Genomic DNA, 21,338 nt, shown 5'->3' on the forward strand with positions numbered 1-21,338 from the left:
GCGGCCGGGGCCGGCAGGTGCCCGGCGGTCCCGGCGGCGGCGCCGATCGACTCGCCCGCCGGGCCGTCCGGCATCCGGCCGGTGTAGACGGTCGCGGCGATGCTGCCGACGAGCGCGACGCCGAGGACGGTGCCGAGGTTGCGGGTGGTGTTGCTGACCGCCGAGCCGATCCCGGCCTTGGCGGGCGGCAGCGCCGACATGACCGACTGGGTGGCGGGCGACATCGTCAGCCCGATCCCGGCGCACACCAGCACGGACGCGGCCATGTAGTGCGGGTAGCCGGTGCCGCCGGACGCCGTGGCGAAGAACGCGAGCCCCGCCGCGGCGGCCAGCATCCCGGCGGTGATCGCCGTGCGGATGCCGCGGCGGGCGGCGAGCCGGGTGCCGAGCGGGGACGCGACGGTCAGCGCGAGCGCCCCGGGCAGCGACCGGATCCCGGCCTGCAGCGGCGAGTAGCCGAGGACGAACTGGTAGATCTGGGTGAGCACGAACGTGACGCCGGCCAGCCCGAAGAACAGCACCATCACCGACAGCGCGGCGGCGGTGAACCGGGCGTCCCGGAACAGGCCCAGGTCGAGCATCGGGTGCGCGCCGCGGACTTGGGAGATTCCGAAGGCGGCCAGCAGGACGGCCGCGGCGGCGAAGCGCAGGAGCGTCCCGGACGAGGCCCAGCCGCTCTCGCCGGCCTGGATGACCGCGTAGGTGAGCGAGCCCAGCCCGGCGGCGGCGAGGACGGCGCCGGTCACGTCGATCCGGGGCCGGTGCGGGGCGGCCGAGGCCGGCACCAGGACGAGGCCCGCGACCAGCGCGACGGCGACGATCGGCACGTTCACCGCGAAGATCGCGCTCCAGGAGAAGTGCTGCAGCAGCCAGCCGCCGGCGGTCGGGCCGATCGCGACGCCGAGCCCGCTGACGGCCGACCACAGGCCGATCGCCTTGGCGCGCTCGCGCGGGTCGGTGAAGACGGCGGTGAGCAGCGCCAGCGTGGCGGGCATGATGAACGCCGCGCCGACCCCCATCACGGCGCGGGCCGCGATCAGCTGCCCGGCGGTGGACGACAGCGCCGCGCCGAGCGACCCGGCGCCGAAGACCAGCATCCCGGCGGTGAGGGCGCGGTGCCGCCCGTACCGGTCGCCGAGGCCGCCGGCGGGCAGCAGCAGGGCCGCGAAGACCAGGGTGTAGGAGTCGACGATCCAGGCCAGCGCGCCCGATCCGGCGCCGAGCGCGGAGGCGAGGGTCGGGATCGCGACGTTGACGATCGTGGTGTCGACGACGATGACGAGCAGCGACAGGCAGAGCACGCCGAGGGTGTACCAGCGGCGCGGATACGGGGCGGGGGCCGCGGACGGGGGTGCGGTGGTGCCGCGCGGGGCGGCGGTCTGGGGGGACGGCATCGCAAGCTCCTTCAATACATTGATTGATACACCTATAAATAAACGGGATGATGAGGGCTCCCCAGAGGCGGACGCGTGGAGGGGTCAGCCGGCCGAGGGCCGGACGTAGGGGTCGGGGAGGTCCAGGACGGTGCCGATGATGAGCAGATGGCCGCTGGCCATGAACCGCACCACCGCCGCCCGGTCGGCCCCGGACATCTTCGTGATCATGTCGGCGGACTCGATGAAGCCCTTGCGCATGAACGCGCGGATCTCGGGGTCGGCGGAGGCCGCGTAGCCCTGGAGCTGGCAGCGCGGGGAGTCGGGGTTGGCAAGGAACGCCCGGTAGGTGCGGCCCATCGCGGCCAGCGACTCCTCTGGGGTGGCGCTCGGCCGCCAGGCCCGTCCGAACGCGTCCCGCATCTGGTGGCGGACGCGCTCGAGGCAGGCGAGGAAGAGCGCCTTCTTGTCCTCGAACAGCGCGTAGATGTAGGGCTGGGAGATGCCGGCCCGCTTGGCGATGTCGGAGGTCTTCGCGGCGTGGTAGCCGAACTCGGCGAACACGCTGATCCCCGCCTCGAGCACCTGCTCGCGGCGCTCCTCGGCGGTGGGCCTGCGTCCGGTCCGGTTCGTTGCCACGGCCTCATTATTGATACGCCAATCAAAACATGTCAACCCTTTGCCCGACAGGACTTCCGGGCCCTCGCGGGTGGCCGTCGACGGTGGGGCTGCCCCCACCCGGCCGGTGCCGCCTCCCGGAAGCGGAACCGGGGTGATCGCTTCACTGTGCCGCGCCCCGCCCGTGCCTAGCGTCGAAGCACATGACGACAAGGAAACCGAGGCGCCGGCGAGCGCTCCGCCGGACGGTCGCGGTGGCGGCCGGGACGTGGACGCGGGCGAGCGGCGTGGCCGACCGCCGGACGGGACGGCCGATGCCGGCGAATCCGCGCGTGCGCGTCGGCAGCATCACCAAGACCTTCACCGCCGTCACCCTCCTGCAGCTCGCCGCGCGGGGCCGCGTCTCGCTGGACGCGCCGGTCGCCCGCTACCTGCCCGGGCTGATCGACGCCGGAGGCCACGACGGCCGGACCATCACCGTCCGGAGCCTGCTGCGGCACACCAGCGGCCTGCCCGACCACATGGACTCCTCTCAGAGCAGTGACGAGTTCCGCTTCCGGCATTTCGAACCGGAGGAACTCGTCCGGCGGGCCCTGCGGCTTCCCGGTCCGGGCGCGGGCTGGCCGACGGCCGCCGCGTGTCCATCGCCTTCAACGAGAACCCGACCACCCAGGCCGCCTTCGACGACGAACTGGACCTCGTCCAGACCGGCCTGTGCGACCACCGCTGAACGGAGAAACGCCATGACCACGAGCAGGAGCCTGGCCACGACGGCGGCGGGCCTGGCGGCGGCCGCCGCCGTCGCGGCGCCCCCGGCGGTGGCGAGCGCCGCGCCGGGACCGTCGGACGGCGGCCTCGCCCGCTACTACTCCCAGCACCTCATCTGGAAGGCGTGCACCCTCGGGCCGGACGACGAGGTCGGGCGGAGCCTGGACGAGGCGGGGGCCCGCTGCGCGGACGTCACCGTCCCGCTCGACTACGCCCGCCCGGACGGGCGCACCATCAAGATTGCGATCTCGCGGCTCGCCGCGTCCGACAAGGAACACAGGATCGGCACGATGGTGCTCAACGGCGGCGGCCCCGGCCCCGCCATCGACATGCCGCCCTACACGCGCGAGCTCATGGGCAAGGCCGGTCCGCGCTACGACCTGGTCGGCCTGGACCCGCGCTCGCTCGGCCGCAGCGCGACGATCGACTGCGGCTGGCCCACCGCCACCTGGATCAGGTCCGCGGGGGAGACCCGGCGCTCCTTCGAGCGGTCGGTGGGCTTCGCCAGGGACCTGGCCGCCCGCTGCGCCCGGACGAACGGCACCGTGCTGCCGTACATCAGCACCCGCAACATCGCCCGCGACATCGACGTCGTCCGGGGCGCGCTCCGCGAACGGAAGATCTCCTACAACGGCGCCTCCTACGGCACCTACCTCGGCGCGGTCTACGCGACGCTGTTCCCCGGCCGCCTCGACCGGACGGTCCTGGACAGCTCCGTCGATCCCAGGGGATGGGGGCCCTCGCTGCTCGCCAACACCGACGACGCCAACGACCGCGCGCTCGCCGACTGGGCCGCGTGGGCGGCGAAGCGCAACGGCGAGTACGGCCTCGGCGACACGCGGGGGAAGGTCCTGGCCAAGGTCCGGGGGATCGTCGAGGCGTCCGCCCGCAAACCTCTGGAGGTCGGCCGCTACCGCGTGGACGACTCGCTCGTCCCGGTCGTCATCTTCGACGACCTGGGCACCGACGAGGACTCGGCGCGAGCCGTCCTCGCCGACTCGGTGCGGGTGTTCGGCGAGGCGGCGGCCGGACGGCCCGCGAACCCGACCAAGGACCTGGACGAGGAGCTCGGGTTCCTGCTGAACGGGGACGAGTCGCTCTACGGCAGCGGCCAGAGCGCGATCATCTGCGGGGACGCCGCGGCCAGGCGCGACCCGGAGTCGTACTGGCGCGCCGTCCAGCGGCACCGCGGCACCAGCCCGGTGTTCGGCCCGCTCACCCAGGGCGTCAACCCGTGCGCGTTCTGGCCCACCGCGCCGCGCGAGCCCCTCACCGAGGTCGGCGGGCGGCTGCCCGCGCTCATGGTGGCGGCGACGGGCGACACCCGGACGATCTACCCGGAGAGCCGAGCGCTGCACGGCCTGCTGCCCGGCTCACGCCTGATCACCCTGCGGGGCGCCGACGTCCATGCCCCCTACCAGCGCGGATACAAGAACGACTGCGTGACCGGCCAGGTGAACGACTACCTGCTGACCGGGCGTCTCCCCGCCCGCGACCTCACCTGCGCCCCGGAGCAGTGAGCTGGAGCGTCAGCCCGCGGGGCGGCCGATGCGCACCCGCCACAGCTCCGGTCCCGACTCGACGCAGTCCCAGGTGAACGCCGACGGATGCGCCAACTCGAACTCGCGCCGCAGATGCCTGGGGTCGTGATTGTTGACCAGCGTGAACGACTCGCCCGGCGCCAGCCGCGCGTACCGGGCGAAGATCCGCGGATGCCGCTGCCCGCGCGGGATCTCCCGGACGTCGATCTCCTCCGGCCGCTCCAGTCGCCCGCCGTCCAGGAGCGTGCGCAGGTCGCCGGCCAGGAGGCCGACGTCCGCGCCGGGCATCGCGGCGAGCGCGGGCAGCAGCACGGTCTCCTCCACCGTGAAGTGCACGGCGAGGACGGCCGCGAGATCGCGGGCGGCGCGCACCGGATCGGCGGCGGAGGGGAACGCCCTGACCAGCGCCTCGATCTCGGCGGCGGTGGTGCGCAGCGCCCGGACGAGCAGCCGCGTCTCCGGCGCTCCGGACGCGGGTGCGTGGAGCGCCTTGTCGGCGGCGGCGAGGTGGCGGCGTAGCTCGCCGCCCAGGAACCCGGCCAGGACCGTGTGGTGCTGACCGGGTTCCTGCTCGACGAGGGCGGTGAGCCGGTCGAGCAGCCGCCGGTGCACGCTCCGCACCTCCGCGGCCGCGCGGACGGCCGGATCGGTCTCCGTGGCCTGGATGAACACGTCGGACATGAGTGCCCCCCTCTGTTGCCACGATTATCACATGTAGTATTTGTAAAAACTCTGAAGGGGCGAGGCCGTGACCTATCGCGGCGCTGTCTCGGCCGGGGGAAGGATGAGGGCCATGGCTACGGAGCGCCCCCGCCGCCGCGAGGTCCTGGACGTCCTGCGGGAGGCGGGCGCCCCGCTCGGCGTCGCCGGCGACGCCGAGCGGCTCGGCGTCCACCCCAACACCGCGCGCTTCCACCTGGACGCCCTGGTGGAGGACGGCGCGGCCGAGCGGACCCTCGAACGCCCCTCCGGCCCTGGACGGCCCCGCACCGTCTACACGCCCCGGCCCGGCATGGACCGCGGCGGCTCGCGCGGCGTGCGGCTGCTGCCGCAGATCCTGCTCCGCCGGCTCGCGGCGGCCGGGCCGGCGGCGCGCGGCGAGGCCGAGCGCGCCGCCCGCGAGTGGGGCCGCTACCTCGTCGAGCGGCGTCCGCCGTTCAGCCGGGTGAGCGCGTCCGACGCCGCCGAGCGGCTCACCGCCCTGCTCGCCGACCTGGACTTCGCCCCCGACCTCGGCGGCGACGTCATCCGGCTGCGGCACTGCCCGTTCCTGGAGCTGGCCGAGGAGTACGGCCCGCTGGTCTGCGACGTCCACCTCGGCCTGATGCGCGGCGCGCTGGCCGAGCTGGACGCGCCGGTCGAGGCCGAGGCGCTCGAACCGTTCGCCGAGCCCGCCGCCTGCTTCGCCCGCCTCCGGCGCACCTGATCCACCCCTCCGGCCGGCCCCACGACCGGCCCCCTGCGAAAGGCGAATGACGACCATGAACTCGACCGCGGCCGCCACGGCAGGCGCGCTGACCTTCCTGTGGCTCGGGATGGTGCTCGGGATCTCGTTCCTCGAGGCGCCCCTGAAGTTCCGCGCGCCGGGCGTGACCGTCCCGATCGGGCTCGGCATCGGCCGCATCGTCTTCCGCGCGCTCAACCTCGTCGAGGTCGCGCTGGCCGCGGCGGTCGTCGTGGCCGTCGCGGTTGGGAGCCCTCCGACGGCGGTCGTCGTGCTCACCGCCGTCGTGGTGGTACTGCTCGCCGTGCAGCTCGGGGTCGTCCGGCCCCGCCTGAACAAGCGCTCCGACCGCGTGCTGGCGGGCGAGACCGACCTGCCCCGCTCCCGCGGGCACCTCTACTACGTGGCGCTGGAGGGCGTGAAGGCGGCGCTGCTGGTCGCCCTCGGCGTCGTGGTGCTGGCGGCGGCCTGACTCAGACGCGCTTGGCGACGATCAGCAGCACGGCGGCGTCCTCCAGCGCGTCCAGGGCGTGCCGCGCCGGCGGGATGATCAGCATGTCGCCGGACATGCCGTCCCAGGCGTCGTCGCCGCTGCGCAGCCGCACCCGCCCGTGCAGGACGAGCAGCGTCGCCTCCCCGGGGCTCTCGTGCTCGGTGAGCGACGTCCCGGCCGTCAGCGCGATCAGCGTCTGCCGCAGGACGTGCTCGTGACCGCCGTAGACGGTTTCGGCGCTGCGCCCCGTGGCCGCCGTGGCGGCCCGCTTCAAGTGGTCCCGTACCAGCGCGTCCAGCGAGAGCTTCTGCATGGCCCCAGTCTGCCAGCGGCCGTCCGCGCCGTCCGGGAGGGGGACCCCGCCGCCCGCCGGATCAGCTCATCGGGGCGCCGGTGACCGGGGCGCCGAGCGCGCTGCCCTTCAGCCACTCGCTCCACGACTTCACCCACGGCGTCGGGCCGTTGCCGAACTGCAGCTGCCGCGACGTCCCCGTCACCTTGACGACGTCGCCGCGGTTGGTGAAGTTGTAGAACCACTTGGCGTCGGTGGGGGAGGCGTTCACGCATCCGTGGCTGACGTCGGAGACGCCCTGGTCGCCCGTCGACCACGGCGCCGAGTGCACGAACGTCCCGCTGTAGGTCAGCCGCACGTTCCAGCTCGTCGGGATCCGGTACTCGCCCGGGTCGCCGGTCGTCGCCGAGTCCATGACGATGTGCGCCGCCTTCTCCTGCGCGATCATCGTGCCGCTGTAGCTGTCGTGCCCCGGCTTGCCGAGGCTGACCTTCATCGTCCGCACCAGCTTGCCGTTCTCGGTGACCTTGGCGCGGTGGGTGTCGTCGCTGACCGTGGTGATGTGCTTGGGGCCCACGGTGAAGCTCAGCGTGCGGTCCTTCATGCCGTACATGCCCTCACCGGCCTTCAGCCCGGCGAGGTGCGCGACGACCTTCACCTTCTCGCCGGACGGCCAGTAGTCGCGAGGCCGGAAGTCGACCTCCTTGTCGCTGACCCAGTACCAGGCGCCCTGCACGGGCGTGGACATCCGGACCTCCAGCGCCTTCTCCACGGCCTGCTTGCCGGCCTTGGTGCTCACCGCCTTGGACAGCAGCAGCTGCACCGGCATCCCCACACCGACCGTCTCGCCGTCCAGTGGCGACATGCCGGTCTCCAGCTTCTTGGCGGGCGTCAGCGTGGTGAAGGTCGAGGTGACGGTGGCCGGCGTGCCGCCGCCGTCGCTGGAGCCCTGCGCGGTGACCGTGTACGTCGTGGACGGCCGCAGCGTCCAGGACGACTTCCACGACTTGCCGTCCGGCGCGAGCTTGCCCTCGGCCTTCTGGTTCTTGCCGTAGGTGAGGGCGACGCTCGTCAGCTTGCCCTTGGTGGCCTTCACCATGACGGGCTGGTCGGGCGCCACCTGCTTGGTGCCGGTCGCCGGGGTGATGGCCAGCTTCGCCGCGTTCTCGGCCTTCCCGCCGCCGTCCGAGCCGCCGGCCTTGCCGCCCCCGCCGGAGGAGCACCCGGCGACGGAGAGTGCCAAAGCCCCGATGATCGCCGTCCCCGCTGTCGCGGCCCGCCCCTTGCGCATCACCGATCTCCTCACGCTCGACAAGCGATACCTCATCGTCAGGTTATGCGCAGCCGACGGCACGGTATGCGGATGCGGGGATTTGCACAGGGTTCCCCCAGGTGGGGCAACGGTCCGGGAAACCGTGAAAGGCCGGTGCCGCGCGGCGAACCCCACCGCGCGGCACCGGCCACGACGTGATCAACGCCTCAGGGGGAGGCGATCCGCTCGATCCCGGGCGGAAGCTCCGCCGCCGCGGAACGGTCCAGCAGGAACAGCGTGCTCTGCCTGCCGCGCGCGCCCGCACACGGCACCCGCACCGGCCCGGCCTCCGACAGCCCCAGCCGCACCGCCTTCGCCTTCGACTCCCCGGACGCCAGCACCCACACCTCGTGCGCGGCGCACAGCGACGGGAACGTCAGCGAGATCCGGGTCGGCGGCGGCTTCGGAGCGCCGTGCACCGCCACCACCGGCCGCTCCTCGCGCACGGCCGGCATCTCCGGGAACAGCGACGCGACGTGCGCGTCCGGCCCGATGCCGAGCATCAGCACGTCGAACGAGGGGACGGGGCCGTGGTCCTCGGGACGGGCGGCCGCGCGCAGCTCGGCGGCGTACCGCTCGGCGGCGGCCTCCGCGTCGTCGCCGTCCGGGCCGTCCGAGGCCGGCATCGGATGCACCCGCGCCGGATCGAGGTCCACGTGGTCCAGCAGCGCCGCGCGGGCGCCGGTCTCGTTGCGCTCCGGGTCGCCGGTCGGCAGGAACCGCTCGTCGCCCCACCACACGTCCAGCCGGCGCCAGTCGACCGCGTCGCGGGCGCCGGTCACGGCCAGCGCCGCCAGCACCGCCGTGCCGACGCCGCCGCCGGTCAGCACCACCGACGCCGAGCCCCGTGCCGCCTGCGCGTCCACGATCCGCGTCACCAGCCGCGCCGCGGCCGCCTCGGCCAGCAGGTCCTGGTCGCGGTGGACCAGGACCGTCGGGGGGGTCACGCGTCCCCCGACGACTTGCCGCGCGACGACCTCTTCCCGCCGGACGACTTCGCCGCGGAGGAGGCCGGGGCCTCCGGCAGGCCCTCCTTCGCGGCCTCCTTCTCCGCCTTCTTCGTCGCGGCGGCCTCCTGCGTGCCCGACAGCGGCTCGCTGGCCACGCCCTCGTCCGAGGCGCCGCCGGCCAGGTCCTTGGCGAAGCGCGCCGCGGCCTCCCGGTACACCTCGTCCGGGTCCAGCCGGCGCAGCTCCTCGGCGAGCAGCTCCGACATCGGCCGGCGCATCAGCGCCACCTGCCGGTCCGGCTGGCCGGGGCGGCACAGCGTCGCGACCCGGCCGTCCGGCCGGTCGATCACGATGTCGCCGCCGGTCGTCGTCAGCCGGACGCCGGTGATGCCGGGGCCCTCCGACACCGTGCGCTCCACCGCGACGCCGAGCCGGATCGACAGCCACGCCGCCAGCAGCTCCGCGCTCGGGCTGTCCGGCTCGGCCATCACCTCGCCGGAGACGATCTCGTCGTGGTCCTGGTCGAGCGAGGCGGCCAGCAGCGACCGCCACGACGTCAGCCGGGTCCAGGTGAAGTCGGTGTCGCCCGGGCTGTAGTTCCCGGCCAGCTGGGCGAGCGTGCCGAGCCGGTCGCGGGCCGCGTAGGCGTCGGTGATCCGCCGCGTCGCGAGCTTGCCGAGCCCGCTCTTGGACGGCGACTTCGGCACCTTGCCGCCCGGCCACCAGATCACCACGGGCGTGTCGGGCATCAGCAGCGGCACCACGACCGAGTCGGCGTGCTCGGCGAGCGGCCCGTACATGCGCAGCAGCACCGTCTCGCCCGGGCCGGTCTCGCCCATCCGGATCTCGGCGTCCAGCCGCGAGGAGTTCCCGCGCGGGTCGCGGGAGATCACCGTCAGCACCCGGCACGGGTGCTCGCGGGCCGCCTCCGTCGCCGCGCGGACCGCGTCGTACTGCGCCGACTCGTCCGTCACGATGATCAGGGTCAGCACCATGCCGACGGCGGGCCCGCCCATCAGGTGCCGCGACTGGGTCAGCGCGTCCTGGATCTTGCGGGTGGTGGTGCCGGTGAGGTCGATGTTCATCAGAGCCTCCTCCAGGCGCGGCCGTCGCGCGCCATCAGCTCGTCGGCGCTGTCGGGCCCGTAGCCGCCGGACGTGTACTGGTCGAGGCCGCCGCGGCTCGCCCAGTAGTCCTCGATCGGGTCGAGGATCCGCCAGGACAGCTCGACCTCCTCCTGCCGCGGGAACAGCGGCGGGTCGCCGATCAGCACGTCCAGCAGCAGCCGCTCGTAGGCCTCCGGCGACGCCTCGGTGAACGACTCGCCGTAGGCGAAGTCCATGTTCACGTCGCGGATCTCCATCGAGGTGCCGGGCACCTTCGAGCCGAACCGCACGGTGATGCCCTCGTCCGGCTGCACCCGCATCACCAGCGCGTTCTGCCCCAGCTCCTCGGTGTCGGTGTGCGAGAACGGCAGGTGCGGCGCCTGCTGGAACACCATCGCCACCTCCGTCACCCGGCGGCTGAGCCGCTTGCCGGTGCGCAGGTAGAACGGCACGCCCGCCCAGCGGCGGTTGTCGATCTCCAGCTTGACCGCGGCGTAGGTCTCGGTGCGCGAGTCGGCCGGGATGCCCTCTTCCTCCAGGTACCCCTTGACGCTCACGCCGCCCTGCCACCCCGCCGCGTACTGGCCGCGCGCGGTGGAGACCGTCAGGTCGCCTGGCACCCGCACCGACGAAAGGATCTTCGCCTTCTCGGTGCGGACGGACTGGGCGCTGAACGACGTCGGCTCCTCCATCGCCGTCAGCGCAAGCAACTGCAACAGGTGGTTCTGGATGACGTCGCGGGCCGCGCCGATCCCGTCGTAATAGCCCGCCCGGCCGCCGATGCCGATGTCCTCGGCCATCGTGATCTGCACATGGTCGATGTAGGAGCGGTTCCAGATCGGCTCGAACATCGCGTTGGCGAACCGCAGCGCCAGGATGTTCTGCACCGTCTCCTTGCCGAGGTAGTGGTCGATCCGGAAGATCGACTCCTCGGGGAAGACCCGGTGCACCGTGTCGTTCAGCTCCAGCGCCGTCTTCAGGTCCCGGCCGAACGGCTTCTCGATCACCACCCGCCGCCAGGCGCCCTCCTTGCGGTCGTCGGCCAGCCCGCTGCGCTGCAGCTGCTCGACCACCTGCGGGAAGAACTTCGGCGGTATCGAAAGGTAGAACGCGTAGTTGCCGCCGGTGCCGCGGCTCTCGTCCAGCTCCTTGACCGCCATCGACAGCGCGTCGAACGCGCCCGGGTCGCTGAACTCACCGGGGACGAAATGCATGCCCTCCGACAGGTGCGTCCACACGTCCTCGCGGAACGGGGTCCGCGCGTGCGCCTTGACCGACTCGTAGGCGATCTGGCGGAAGTCCTCGTTCTCCCAGTCGCGGCGGGCGAAACCGACCAGCGAGAAGCCCGGCGGCAGCAGCCCCCGGTTCGCCAGGTCGTAGATCGCCGGGAGCAGCTTCTTGCGCGACAGGTCCCCGGTGACGCCGAACAGCACGAGCACGCACGGCCCCGCCACCCGCGGCAGGCGCTTGTCGCGCGGATCCCGGAGCGGATTGGCTGCGTCGGTCACGTTGCTGCCCCCTCTTCTTGCACCTTGCCTACCCTCACTTGTACTCGCATCCGATCAGACCACGCATCCTGTGTGCATCGACCCCGTGTAATGACAGTGTCGCCTTCCTGAAGAGCCGCTTCCCCGAAAACGCCGTTTCATCATGAATCCGTCCCGGCGGGCGGCGCCGGGACGGTGATGATGATCACGATCGAACCATGATCACGGCCGTGGTCCGGCTCCCGCCACCGCCCGCACCGCCTCGATCAGCCGGCCCGCGCCCTCCACCGGGTTGCGCAGGTGCAGCCGCACCACCGGCAGCCGCCGCTGCCGCAGCGCCCGGACCTCCCCGAGCGCCCGCGCCAGCTGCAGCTTCGCCAGGCCGTAGGGCCGCCCCGGCACCGGATGCGCCGCCAGCGCGTCGCCCGGCGCCGGATCACCGGTGATCACCAGGAACGCGCCGTTGCCCGCCCCGTCCTTGTGGATCGGCCCGGTGGCGTGCGGATAGGCCGGGCCCGGCCCGTACACGACCGGCCGCCCCGCCGCGCGCGACAGCGACGGCGCCAGGTAGCGGCCCGAGAAGTCGCCCGACAGGTACGTCAGCACCGACAGGTAGCCGTCGGCGGGCACCGAGGCGATCAGCCCGCCCAGCACCGTCCCGAGGTCGGCGCCCGGCGGCCACGCGAAGTCGGCGTGCACCTCGATGTCGTCCTCGACGTACACCGGCCGCCCCGCGGGCAGCGGCCCGGCGCCGGCCGAGCGCAGCAGCGTCGCCGCGTCGTCCTCGGCCTCCTGCACCGCCGTGCTGCCCTGCTCGAACGGGTTCACGCCGAGCAGCCACCCGGCCACCGCCGTCGCATACTCCCAGAGCAGGAACTGCGCGCCGAGCGGCGCCCACACCGAGGTGTCGGCCTCCTCCTGCGCCGCCGACCGCGGGTTGATCGCGATCCCGTGCAGGTCGGGGAAGCCGCCCTTGCCGCCCGGCGGCTCCAGCGCCAGCACGCCGCGGCCGCGCTTGCCGGTGCCGACCGCCAGCAGCTGGGAGATCCAGGCACTGAGCGCGCCGGAGCCGCCGGGCTCGCGCAGCACCACCTTGTCGCGGGTGATGCCGGCCGACCCCTGCTGCGCGCAGCCGCCGAGGACCGCGCCGAGCAGCAGCCCCGGGTTGTCCTCGTCCTTGGACAGCGACGGCGCCAGCGACGCCGCCTCCTCCAGCAGCCGCTCCGCGTCGGCCCCCGCCAGCACCGACGGAACAAGGCCGTACGCGGACAGCGCGCCGAAATGCCCCGGCAGGTACGGGTCGGTCAGCCCGATCCGGTACCCGCACTGGCGGGCGAAGTCGTGCAGGGGGCTGCCGTGGTCGGTGATCACCAGGAACCGTCCCGCGATCTCCCGCTCCGACAGGCCCCGCTCGCGGAACGCGCCCGCGAAGATGCGCCGGTAGGCGTCGCCCTCCAGCGACACGCCCGCCTTGCTGGCCAGCACCACCAGCGTGCGGTCGAGCCGCTCCAGCGCGAACGCCAGCGCGGCGGTGTCGCTGCCGTCCAGCACGGTGAGCCCGCCCGCCGGGCCGCCGGGCGCGCCGCCGCCCCCGCCGGCCAGCGCCGGCGCGTGCGCCTCCATGATCGCCTGCGCGGCCAGGCTCTCCGCCCCCACGCCGATCAGCACGATGTGGTCGAGGCCGGAGTAGCGCGCCTCGGCGACCAGCCCGTCGATCTGCCGCAGCAGCCCGCGCGAGGCGAACGGCAGGTCGAGCCAGCCCAGCCGGCTGTGGTCGACCGCGCGCCGCCCCCACAGCCGCGGGTCCTTCGCGGCGAGCGCACCCGGAACGCCGCAGCTGACGAGGTAGTCCCTCGCCTGCAGCGCCGAGTCGAGCACGTCGCCACGCGTCAGTACGTCGAATCCGGACACGCTTCCCTCCTGCCCCCCATCGTTTCAGGAGAGAAAGGGCATCCGCGACCATCTCCATCGATCTTCTGCGTTCCGTTGCCGAACCGGACGCAGATCAGTGTCTCTTGTGGGGGGCGACCCCCACACCCCCACACCCCGGCAAGACAGCCTGACCGTCGCCTTCCGCTCCGCTCCAGGCGCCGGTCAGGCGAGCGCCTCGGCGAGTTGCGCGATGCCTTCGGCGCGGTCGCGCAGGTGCAGCCGGAACGTCGGGCGGCCGAGCGAGCGCAGCACCCGCTGGTCCCCGAACGCCTGGGCCAGCTGCAGCTCACCGAGCGTGTAGGGCCGACCGGGCACCGGGACGTCCGCCGTGACGGCGCCCGTGACCTGCAGGAACGTGCCGTTGCGGGGGCCGCCCTTGTGGTACTGGCCGGTCGCGTGCAGGTACCTCGGCCCCCAGCCGAACGTGACCGGCGCCGGATGCCTGCGCAGCTTCGCGCTCCGCGCCGCCAGCAGCGGGCGCAGCCCGGCGGCGGACGCGTCCCCCGAGCGGTCCAGATAGGCCAGGACGGCCAGGTATCCGCGGTCCGGGACGTCCTCCAGGACCGCCTCCAGCGCCTCGGTCAGCGTCTTGGCCCCGCGCAGCGCCTCCTCCGGCGCGTGCACCTCCACCGCGTCCGACACCAGCGCGGGCGGGCGGCGCACCACCGTCGGGGCGGCGCCCTCCTCCGAGCGCAGCAGCGCGGCCGTGCTCTCCCGCGACTCGCCGACGTCCGGCTCAGCGAACGGGTCGACGCCCATGACGCGGGCCGCCACCGCCGTCGCGTACTCCCACAGCAGGAACTGCGCGCCGAGCGGGCCCGTCACGCTCACCCCGGCCTCGCGGCCCGGGCCGGGCTCGTCCGGGCGGCGGCCGAGGATCACCCGGCGCAGGTCGCCGGTCAGCTCGAACCCGGGGGACTCCACGCCCTCCACCACGACCGGCAGCAGCCCCCGGCCGTCCTTGCCGAGCGCGCCCGCCACCAGCTGCTCCGCCCAGCCGGCGAAGCCGTGCAGGCCGGAGCCGTGGTCGGCGACGACGAGCTTGTCGCGGCCGCCGAGCGCCGACGAGCCGAGCGCGGCGCCGAACGCCAGCGCCGGGTTGTCGTAGGGCTGCCGCAGCACCCCCGCCAGCCGGTTCGCGTCGTCCAGCAGCGCCAGGACGTCCACGCCGGCGAGCGCGGCGGGCACCAGCGCGGCCGTGCCGAGCGCCCCGTACCGGCCGTCGACGTCGGTCTCGGCCTCCACGAAATGGTGGCCGACCTCGCGCGCGGCGCGCTCGGGCGCCGATCCGGGCTCGGCCACGACGACGAAGCGGCGGGCCAGCTCCTCACGGTCGAGCCCCGCCTCGGAGAACGCCCGCCCGAAGACGCGGCGCAGCGCCTGCGCCTCGATGTCGTCGCCCACGACGACCACCAGCGTCCGGTCGAGGCCGCCCGCGAGGACCCCGGAGACCTCGTGCGGATCGGTGGTGTCGAGGACGACCAGCTCGGCGCCCGGCCCGCCGCGGGCCTCGTCCTCGGCGAAGGTGCGGTGGATCGCCTCCGCGGCGACGACCGGACCGCCCGCGCCCGCGAGCACGATCCGGTCCAGGCCGGCGTCGCGGAACTGCTCCGCCGGCCCGGCGAGCCGGGCCGGCAGCGAGCGGGACGTCTCCGGCAGGCCGAGCCAGCCCAGCCGGCGCGCGGCCAGCGGGGCCGCGTCCGGGCCCCACAGCTTGGCGTTGCGGGACGTCAGCGAGCTCGGCACGCCGTCGGAGGCGAGACGGTCCAGGACCGTCTCGCTCTCGTCGACGACGGCGCCGCGGATGGTGACCGAGATCCCCCCGGCGGTCACCACCGACGTCACGCGCCCTTGTCCTTCAGCTCGCCGCTGATGGAGCCGAGCAGCTCCTTCCAGGACGCCTCGAACTTCTCGACGCCCTCCTCCTCCAGGACCCGCACGACGTCGTCGTAGTCGACGCCCGCGTCCTTCAGCGCCGCCATGTGCGCGCGGGCGTCGTCATAAGCGCCCCGGACGGTGTCGCCGCGCAGCTGGCCGTGGTCGGCCTCCGCCACCAGCGTCGCCTCCGGCATCGTGTTGACGGTGCCGGGCGCGACCAGCTCGTCCACGTACAGGGTGTCGGCGAGGTTCGGGTCCTTCACGCCGGTCGAGGCCCACAGCGGACGCTGCGGGCGGGCGCCCGCGTCCTTCAGCGCCTTCCACCGGTCGGTGCCGAACTTCTCCTCGAACAGCGCGTACGCCAGCCGCGCGTTCGCCAGGCCCGCCTTGGACCGCAGCTTCTTGGCGTCCTCCGAGCCGATCTTGTCGAGCCGCTTGTCGATCTCGGTGTCGACCCGGCTGACGAAGAACGACGCCACCGACGCCATCGTCGACAGGTCGTGCCCGTTCGCCCGGGCCTTCTCCATGCCCTCGAAGAACGCGTCGATGACCTTGCCGTAGCGCTCCAGCGAGAAGATCAGCGTCACGTTCACGCTGATGCCCTCCGCCAGCGCCGCCGTGATCGCGGGCAGGCCCTCCTCGGTCGCCGGGATCTTGATGAACAGGTTGGGCCGGTCCACCATCCACCACAGCGCCCGCGCCTCGGCGACCGTCTTCTCGGAGTCCCGGGCCAGCCGCGGGTCGACCTCGATCGACACCCGGCCGTCCAGCCCGTCGGTCCGGTCGTAGACCGGTCGCAGCACGTCGCAGCCCCAGCGGATGTCGTAGGTGGTGATCGCCCGGGACGCCTCCTCGACGTCCACGCCGCGCACGGCCAGGTCGCGGACCTGGCCGTCGTAGGCGTCGCCCTTGCTGAGCGCCTTGGCGAAGATCGTCGGGTTGGAGGTGACGCCGACGACGTGCTTGTCCTTGACCAGCTGCTCCAGGTTCCCGGTGCGCAGCCGCTCCCTGCTGATGTCGTCCAGCCAGATCGACACGCCCTCGTCCGAGAGGGCCTTCAGGATGTCACTCATCGCTTTCTCCTCGTCGCCTGTGTTCCGGGGGGCCGGCCGGGCCGGGCGCCCGCCCCGCCAGGGGCGGGACGGGCGCCCCGCCGGCCCTAGTTGCCGGTGGTGGTGCCGCGCCCGGCTTCCTTGACGCCGGCCCTGATCAGGCTCGCCTTCGCCGCCGCGACAACCCGCTCCGCGGTGAGGCCGAACTGCTCGAACAGCGTCTTGTAGTCGGCGGACGCGCCGAAGTGCTCCAGCGACACCGACTCGCCGGCGTCGCCGACGTAGGTCCGCCAGCCGAGCGCCACGCCGGCCTCCACCGACACGCGCGCCCGCACCCCCGGCGGCAGCACCTGCTGCTTGTAGGCGTCGCTCTGCGCCTCGAACCACTCCACGCACGGCATCGACACCACGCGGGTCGGGGTGCCCTGCGCCTGCAGCGTCGCCCGCGCCTCCAGCGCCAGCTGCACCTCGCTGCCGGTCGCGATGAGGACCACCTCCGGCTGCCCGCCCTCGGCGTCGGCCAGCACGTAGCCGCCCTTCGCGGCGCCGTCGGCGGACGCGATCTCGCCGCCGCGCTCCAGCGTCGGCAGCTTCTGCCGGGTCAGCGCCAAGCCCGCGGGCCGGTCGGTGTGCTCCAGGACGGTCCGCCACGCGACCGCGGTCTCGTTGGCGTCCGCCGGGCGCACCACGTCCAGCCCCGGGATCGCGCGCAGCGCCCACAGGTGCTCGACCGGCTGGTGCGTCGGGCCGTCCTCGCCGAGCCCGATCGAGTCGTGCGTCCACACGTAGGTGACCGGCAGCTTCATCAGCGCCGCCAGCCGGACCGCCGGCCGCATGTAGTCGCTGAAGATCAGGAAGGTGCCGCCGTACGGGCGCGTCCCGCCGTGCAGCGCGATGCCGTTGCAGATCGCGCCCATCGCGTGCTCGCGGACGCCGAAGTGCAGCGTCCGGCCGTACCGGCCGCCCGGGAACTCCTTGGTCTGGAACTCCTCGGGGATGAAGGACGGCTCGCCCTTCATCGTGGTGTTGTTGCTCTCCGCCAGGTCGGCCGAGCCGCCCCACAGCTCCGGCAGCACCGGCGCCAGCGCGCCCAGCACCTCGCCGGACGCGGCGCGGGTCGCCACCTCCTTGCCCGCCGGGAACTCCGGCAGCTTCGCCTCCCAGCCCGCGGGCAGGTGGCGGCCGCTGATCCGGTCGTACTCGGCGGCGCGCCCGGGGTTCGCCGACCGCCACGACTGGAACGCCTTGTCCCACTCCGCGCGGAGCGCGCGGCCCCGGTCCGACACCTCGCGGGCGTGCGCCAGCACGTCGTCGGGGACGATGAACGACTCCGCCGGGTCCAGGCCGAGGATCCGCTTGGTCGCGGCGATCTCGTCGGCGCCCAGCGCGGAGCCGTGGGCCTTGCCGGTGTTCTTCTTGTTCGGCGCCGGCCACCCGATGATGGTGCGCAGCGCGACGAACGACGGGCGGGCCGTCTCGGCCTTGGCCGCGTCGAACGCCGCCGCCAGCGCGGCCACGTTCTCCTCGTAGTCGCCGTTCACGGTCCAGTCGACGTGGTGGACGTCCCAGCCGTAGGCCTCGTAGCGGGCCCGCACGTCCTCCGACAGCGCGATCGCGGTGTCGTCCTCGATCGAGATGTGGTTGTCGTCGTACAGCAGGACCAGGTTGCCGAGCCGCTGGTGGGCCGCCAGGGCGCTCGCCTCGTGGCTGATGCCCTCCTCGATGTCGCCGTCGGACGCGAACGCCCAGATGGTGTGGTCGAAGGGGGACTCGCCCGCCGGGGCGTCCGGGTCGAACAGGCCGCGCTCGCGGCGGGCGGCCATCGCCATCCCGACCGCGTTGGCGACGCCCTGGCCCAGCGGCCCGGTGGTGGTCTCCACGCCCGCGGTGTGCCCGTGCTCGGGGTGGCCGGGGGTGAGGCTGCCCCACTTGCGCAGCGACTTCAGGTCGTCCAGCGTCAGGGGGTAGCCCGACAGGTAGAGGTGGATGTAAAGGGTCAGGCTGGAGTGCCCGCAGGACAGGACGAACCTGTCGCGGCCGGCCCAGTCGGGGTCCGTCGGGTCGTGCCGAAGGTACCGCTGGAAAAGAAGGTAGGCGGCCGGCGCGAGACTCATGGCCGTACCGGGGTGGCCGGAGCCCGCCTCCTCGACCGCGTCCATGGCGAGGGCGCGGATGACGTCCACCGCCCGCCGGTCCAGGTCGGACCATTCAAACGTGCTGCTGTCCCTGCTCACGGAACGCCAGGCTCCTCTCGAACCGCTGTCGTACAGAGTTCATTAGCGATGTGCCGCCGCGCGGCATGACCGGTGCCCGTGCCGCGGCCCCGCTGTGCCGCAACATCCGGCGGCACCTTCGTCTTCCCTCGGGCCCCCTTGCGGCCACCTGATCCGTGGCCTCGCGAAGATCATGCCGCGCCCTCGGCGAGCCTATCGCGCGGGCGGGCCGACGCAGGCGAGAGCGGGAACACGGCGAAAGGGCGCCGCCGCCCGCGCCAGGTCCGCGCCGCTCCCTGCACCCTTGCCCGATCGGCTCGCCGACTAACCCCCCGCATGGGTGAACCCAAGGGGGATCGGCACCGCGCCCCCGGCCGTCCTCGGCGGCCCGCAGGCGCGGCGCCGGGGCGGCGACCGGCGCGTCCGGTGCCCCGGTGCACGCCCTCGGGAGGGGTCGGACTACAGTGATGGCGCGGCCGGCGACGGCGGCCGCGGTCGCCAGACCGAAGCAGGATCACCAAGCCGAAGTTGCACTCGACCGAGGCCGGCCCGGATCGCGGGGGCGCCGCCGAGGTGGTACGCGATTTCTTCATGCCTAGTTGGACGTGGACCCGATTGTGACGGTGCTCAGTAACAAGCGCGGGGTCGAGCTCGACGAGCCGGTGCCGCTCGACGGGCAGGCGCCGGGGGCGCTCGCCCCCGAGCCGGTGGCCGAGGCCCGCGGCTCGATCGGCGCCAGCGTGCGCGCCTACGTGGCGCTCACCAAGCCGCGCGTGATCGAGCTGCTCTTGATCACCACGATCCCGGTGATGTTCCTCGCCCAGCGGGGCCTGCCGCCGCTGGGGACGGTCCTGCTGACCTTCTCCTTCGGCGCCATGTCGGCCGGCGCCGCGAACGCGATCAACTGCTACATCGACCGCGACATCGACGTCAAGATGCGCCGCACCCGGCGCCGCCCGCTGGCCCGCGCGCAGGTCACCCCGGCCCGCGCCCTGGTGTTCGGGATCACGCTGGCGCTGGTGTCCACCGCCGGGTTCTTCTTCACCGTCAACCCGCTGTCGGCCGCCGGGTCGCTGTTCGCGATCCTGTTCTACGTCTTCGTCTACTCGCTGCTGCTCAAGCGCCGGACGTCGCAGAACGTGGTGTGGGGCGGCATCGCCGGCTGCATGCCGGTGCTCATCGGCTGGACGGCGATCACCAACGGCCTCTCCTGGACCCCGTTCGTGCTGTTCGGCGTGGTGTTCCTCTGGACGCCGCCGCACACCTGGACGCTCGCGATGCGCTACCGCGAGGACTACGCGGTCGCCAAGGTGCCGATGCTGCCCGTCGTGGCGACCGAGCGCCGCGTCATCACCGAGAGCCTGGTCTACGCCTACGCCACCGTCGTGTGCTCGCTCGTGCTGTGGCCCGTCGCGGGCATGGGCCCGGTGTACGGGGCCGTCGCCGTCGTCCTCGGCCTGGTCTTCCTCGGCGAGGGGCACCGGCTGCTCAAGGCCGTCCGCGCCGGTGTGACGGGGGTCCACCTGCGGCCGATGCGCTTCTTCCACCTGTCGAACGTGTACCTGGCGCTGCTGTTCACCGCCGTCGCCGTGGACCCGCTCCTGCACTGACGGCCGGGCACGGGCCCGCACCGACCCGTTACGCTCACGTGTCATGGCGCGTGTGGACCCCAAGGCGGTGCTGGAAGGCCGGATCCCGGGCCGGCCCCCGGTCGGACTGATCGTCGGGCTGACCGTCTCGTCCCTGTGCGTGGTGCTCGCGCTCGCCGCCGACGTGCTGTCGGGCGGCGCCGGGTTCTGGGTCGGCGTGGTCCTGGCGATCCTGCCGATCCCGGCGCTGGTCGCGCTCGCCCTCACCCTGGACCGGCTGGAGCCCGAGCCGCCGCGCGCCCTGCTCTTCGCGTTCATGTGGGGCGCCGGCGTGGCGGTGTTCGGCGCGCTGGTGCTCAACACGCTCGGCCTGCTGTACGTCACCATCCCGATCTTCGGCGAGGTCAAGGGGCACGTCGTCAGCGCGACGTTCGGCGCCCCGGTCATCGAGGAGTCGCTCAAGGGCGCCGTGCTGATCGGCATGCTGTGGTTCCGCCGCAACGAGATCGACGGCTTCGCCGACGGCATCATCTACGCCGCCATGGTCGGCCTCGGCTTCGCGATGATGGAGAACATCACCTACTACATGCGGGCCTTCGAGGACGGCGGCGCCCAGCAGCTGCAGGCGGTGTTCATCCTGCGCGGCCTGATCGCGCCGCTCAGCCACCCGCTGTTCACCTCGATGACCGGCCTCGGCGTCGCCTACGCCGCCACCCACCGGCGCGGCCAGCTCCTCGCGCCCGCCGCCGGGCTGATCGGCGCGATGATCCTGCACGGGCTGTGGAACGGCGCCACCACCTTCGGCCTCGGCGGCCTCGGCGTGGTCTACCTCCTCGACTTCGGCGTCCTGGTCACGCTGATCGTCATCGTCACGGTCGAGCGCCGGCACACCGTCCGGCGCATCGAGGCCTACCTGCCGATGTACGCCGGCACCGGCCTCGTCACGCCGCAGGACGTGAGGATGCTGCGCTCCATCCCGTCCCGGCGGGCGGCCCGCCGGTGGGCCAAGTCCGTCGGCGGCCCGCCCGCCGGCCGCGCCATGGTCGACTACCAGCTCGCCGCGACCGAGCTGGCGCTGCTGCACAAGCGCGCCGACCGCGGCAACGCCGAGCCGCACTGGTTCGCCACCCGCCGCGACTCCCTGCTGGAGCTGATGTCGCTGGCCAGGCAGGCGTTCCTGCGCACGCCGCCGCGCCGCGGCGGGCCCGCGGCCGGGGCGCCGCCCTGGGCGCCGCAGGGCCCGTCCGGCTTCCTGCCGCCGCCACCGCCCGGCCCGTACGCGCGGTAACC

17 protein-coding genes are annotated in these 21,338 nt (G+C 73.5%); 5 read left to right on the plus strand and 12 right to left on the minus strand.

Annotated features, from left to right (window positions below; translation table 11 throughout):
* Together ABD296_RS31230 and ABD296_RS31235 are read right to left on the minus strand one after the other, a co-directional pair.
* A partial coding sequence (locus ABD296_RS31230) for a DHA2 family efflux MFS transporter permease subunit (protein ID WP_344275255.1) occupies positions 1-1,394 on the minus strand: 1,394 nt, incomplete at its 3' end.
* Positions 1,395-1,478: 84 nt separating this feature from the next.
* Positions 1,479-2,012 carry a TetR/AcrR family transcriptional regulator gene (locus ABD296_RS31235; protein WP_344275260.1) on the minus strand — a complete coding sequence of 178 codons (534 nt, stop codon included), beginning with the start codon at positions 2,010-2,012 and terminating at the stop codon, positions 1,479-1,481.
* Between the two features lie 182 nt (positions 2,013-2,194).
* On the opposite strand from ABD296_RS31235, the gene ABD296_RS31240 reads away from it, so the two are divergent.
* Positions 2,195-4,279 carry an alpha/beta fold hydrolase gene (locus tag ABD296_RS31240; RefSeq protein WP_344275262.1) on the plus strand — a complete coding sequence of 695 codons (2,085 nt, stop codon included), beginning with the start codon at positions 2,195-2,197 and terminating at the stop codon, positions 4,277-4,279.
* 9 nt (positions 4,280-4,288) lie between these two features.
* On the opposite strand, the gene ABD296_RS31245 is transcribed toward ABD296_RS31240, so the two are convergent.
* Positions 4,289-4,981, minus strand: a complete 693-nt coding sequence (locus tag ABD296_RS31245; RefSeq protein WP_344275265.1) for a DUF2249 domain-containing protein — start codon at positions 4,979-4,981, stop codon at positions 4,289-4,291.
* 112 nt (positions 4,982-5,093) lie between these two features.
* On the opposite strand from ABD296_RS31245, the gene ABD296_RS31250 reads away from it, so the two are divergent.
* Positions 5,094-5,726 carry a helix-turn-helix transcriptional regulator gene (locus ABD296_RS31250; protein ID WP_344275268.1) on the plus strand — a complete coding sequence of 211 codons (633 nt, stop codon included), beginning with the start codon at positions 5,094-5,096 and terminating at the stop codon, positions 5,724-5,726.
* Positions 5,727-5,781: 55 nt separating this feature from the next.
* A complete protein-coding gene (locus ABD296_RS31255) occupies positions 5,782-6,216 on the plus strand; it encodes a hypothetical protein (RefSeq protein ID WP_344275271.1) in 435 nt (144 codons plus the stop codon).
* Position 6,217: 1 nt separating this feature from the next.
* Here the strand turns inward: ABD296_RS31255 and ABD296_RS31260 are convergent, their stop codons facing one another.
* The 9 genes from ABD296_RS31260 to tkt all read right to left on the minus strand — a co-directional run bounded on the left by ABD296_RS31260 (position 6,218) and on the right by tkt (position 18,480).
* Positions 6,218-6,550, minus strand: a complete 333-nt coding sequence (locus ABD296_RS31260) for a cupin domain-containing protein (protein ID WP_344275275.1) — start codon at positions 6,548-6,550, stop codon at positions 6,218-6,220.
* 61 nt (positions 6,551-6,611) lie between these two features.
* The gene (locus ABD296_RS31265) at positions 6,612-7,820 is read right to left on the minus strand and encodes a L,D-transpeptidase (protein WP_344275278.1); all 1,209 of its coding nucleotides are present in this window, start codon (positions 7,818-7,820) and stop codon (positions 6,612-6,614) included.
* 188 nt (positions 7,821-8,008) lie between these two features.
* Positions 8,009-8,788 carry a 6-phosphogluconolactonase gene (gene pgl, locus ABD296_RS31270; RefSeq protein WP_344275281.1) on the minus strand — a complete coding sequence of 260 codons (780 nt, stop codon included), beginning with the start codon at positions 8,786-8,788 and terminating at the stop codon, positions 8,009-8,011.
* On the minus strand, positions 8,785-9,876 hold the full coding sequence (locus ABD296_RS31275; RefSeq protein WP_344275285.1) for a glucose-6-phosphate dehydrogenase assembly protein OpcA: 1,092 nt from the start codon (positions 9,874-9,876) through the stop codon (positions 8,785-8,787). Before ABD296_RS31275 ends, pgl begins: the two co-directional genes overlap by 4 nt.
* Positions 9,876-11,405 carry a glucose-6-phosphate dehydrogenase gene (zwf, locus tag ABD296_RS31280; protein ID WP_344275288.1) on the minus strand — a complete coding sequence of 510 codons (1,530 nt, stop codon included), beginning with the start codon at positions 11,403-11,405 and terminating at the stop codon, positions 9,876-9,878. Before zwf ends, ABD296_RS31275 begins: the two co-directional genes overlap by 1 nt.
* A 201-nt stretch (positions 11,406-11,606) precedes the next feature.
* Entirely contained in the window at positions 11,607-13,295 is a 1,689-nt protein-coding gene (locus ABD296_RS31285; protein WP_344275291.1) for a phosphoheptose isomerase, read from the minus strand.
* Positions 13,296-13,478: 183 nt separating this feature from the next.
* Entirely contained in the window at positions 13,479-15,161 is a 1,683-nt protein-coding gene (locus ABD296_RS31290) for a glucose-6-phosphate isomerase (protein WP_344275294.1), read from the minus strand.
* A complete protein-coding gene (gene tal, locus ABD296_RS31295) occupies positions 15,158-16,267 on the minus strand; it encodes a transaldolase (protein ID WP_344275297.1) in 1,110 nt (369 codons plus the stop codon). Before tal ends, ABD296_RS31290 begins: the two co-directional genes overlap by 4 nt.
* A gap of 86 nt (positions 16,268-16,353) precedes the next feature.
* On the minus strand, positions 16,354-18,480 hold the full coding sequence (tkt, locus tag ABD296_RS31300; RefSeq protein ID WP_344275299.1) for a transketolase: 2,127 nt from the start codon (positions 18,478-18,480) through the stop codon (positions 16,354-16,356).
* Between the two features lie 596 nt (positions 18,481-19,076).
* Here tkt and ABD296_RS31305 point away from each other — a divergent pair.
* Positions 19,077-20,069, plus strand: coding sequence for a heme o synthase (locus tag ABD296_RS31305; RefSeq protein WP_407061530.1), 993 nt, complete (start codon positions 19,077-19,079; stop codon positions 20,067-20,069).
* A 43-nt stretch (positions 20,070-20,112) separates the two neighbouring features.
* Positions 20,113-21,336 carry a PrsW family intramembrane metalloprotease gene (locus tag ABD296_RS31310; protein WP_344275302.1) on the plus strand — a complete coding sequence of 408 codons (1,224 nt, stop codon included), beginning with the start codon at positions 20,113-20,115 and terminating at the stop codon, positions 21,334-21,336.
* The last annotated feature ends 2 nt before the right edge of the window (positions 21,337-21,338 follow it).

Origin of the sequence: Actinomadura napierensis, from assembly GCF_039529375.1 — a bacterium.
Taxonomy (GTDB): domain Bacteria; phylum Actinomycetota; class Actinomycetes; order Streptosporangiales; family Streptosporangiaceae; genus Spirillospora; species Spirillospora napierensis.

Bases quoted from the DNA above. Each gene is read 5' to 3' on its own strand.
- ABD296_RS31240 (WP_344275262.1), top strand. From the start codon at position 2,195: ATGACGACAAGGAAACCGAGGCGCCGGCGAGCGCTCCGCCGGACGGTC.
- ABD296_RS31245 (WP_344275265.1), bottom strand. From the start codon at position 4,981: ATGTCCGACGTGTTCATCCAGGCCACGGAGACCGATCCGGCCGTCCGC.
- ABD296_RS31250 (WP_344275268.1), top strand. From the start codon at position 5,094: ATGGCTACGGAGCGCCCCCGCCGCCGCGAGGTCCTGGACGTCCTGCGG.
- ABD296_RS31255 (WP_344275271.1), top strand. From the start codon at position 5,782: ATGAACTCGACCGCGGCCGCCACGGCAGGCGCGCTGACCTTCCTGTGG.
- ABD296_RS31260 (WP_344275275.1), bottom strand. From the start codon at position 6,550: ATGCAGAAGCTCTCGCTGGACGCGCTGGTACGGGACCACTTGAAGCGG.
- ABD296_RS31265 (WP_344275278.1), bottom strand. From the start codon at position 7,820: ATGCGCAAGGGGCGGGCCGCGACAGCGGGGACGGCGATCATCGGGGCT.
- ABD296_RS31275 (WP_344275285.1), bottom strand. From the start codon at position 9,876: ATGAACATCGACCTCACCGGCACCACCACCCGCAAGATCCAGGACGCG.
- tal (WP_344275297.1), bottom strand. From the start codon at position 16,267: ATGAGTGACATCCTGAAGGCCCTCTCGGACGAGGGCGTGTCGATCTGG.
- ABD296_RS31310 (WP_344275302.1), top strand. From the start codon at position 20,113: ATGGCGCGTGTGGACCCCAAGGCGGTGCTGGAAGGCCGGATCCCGGGC.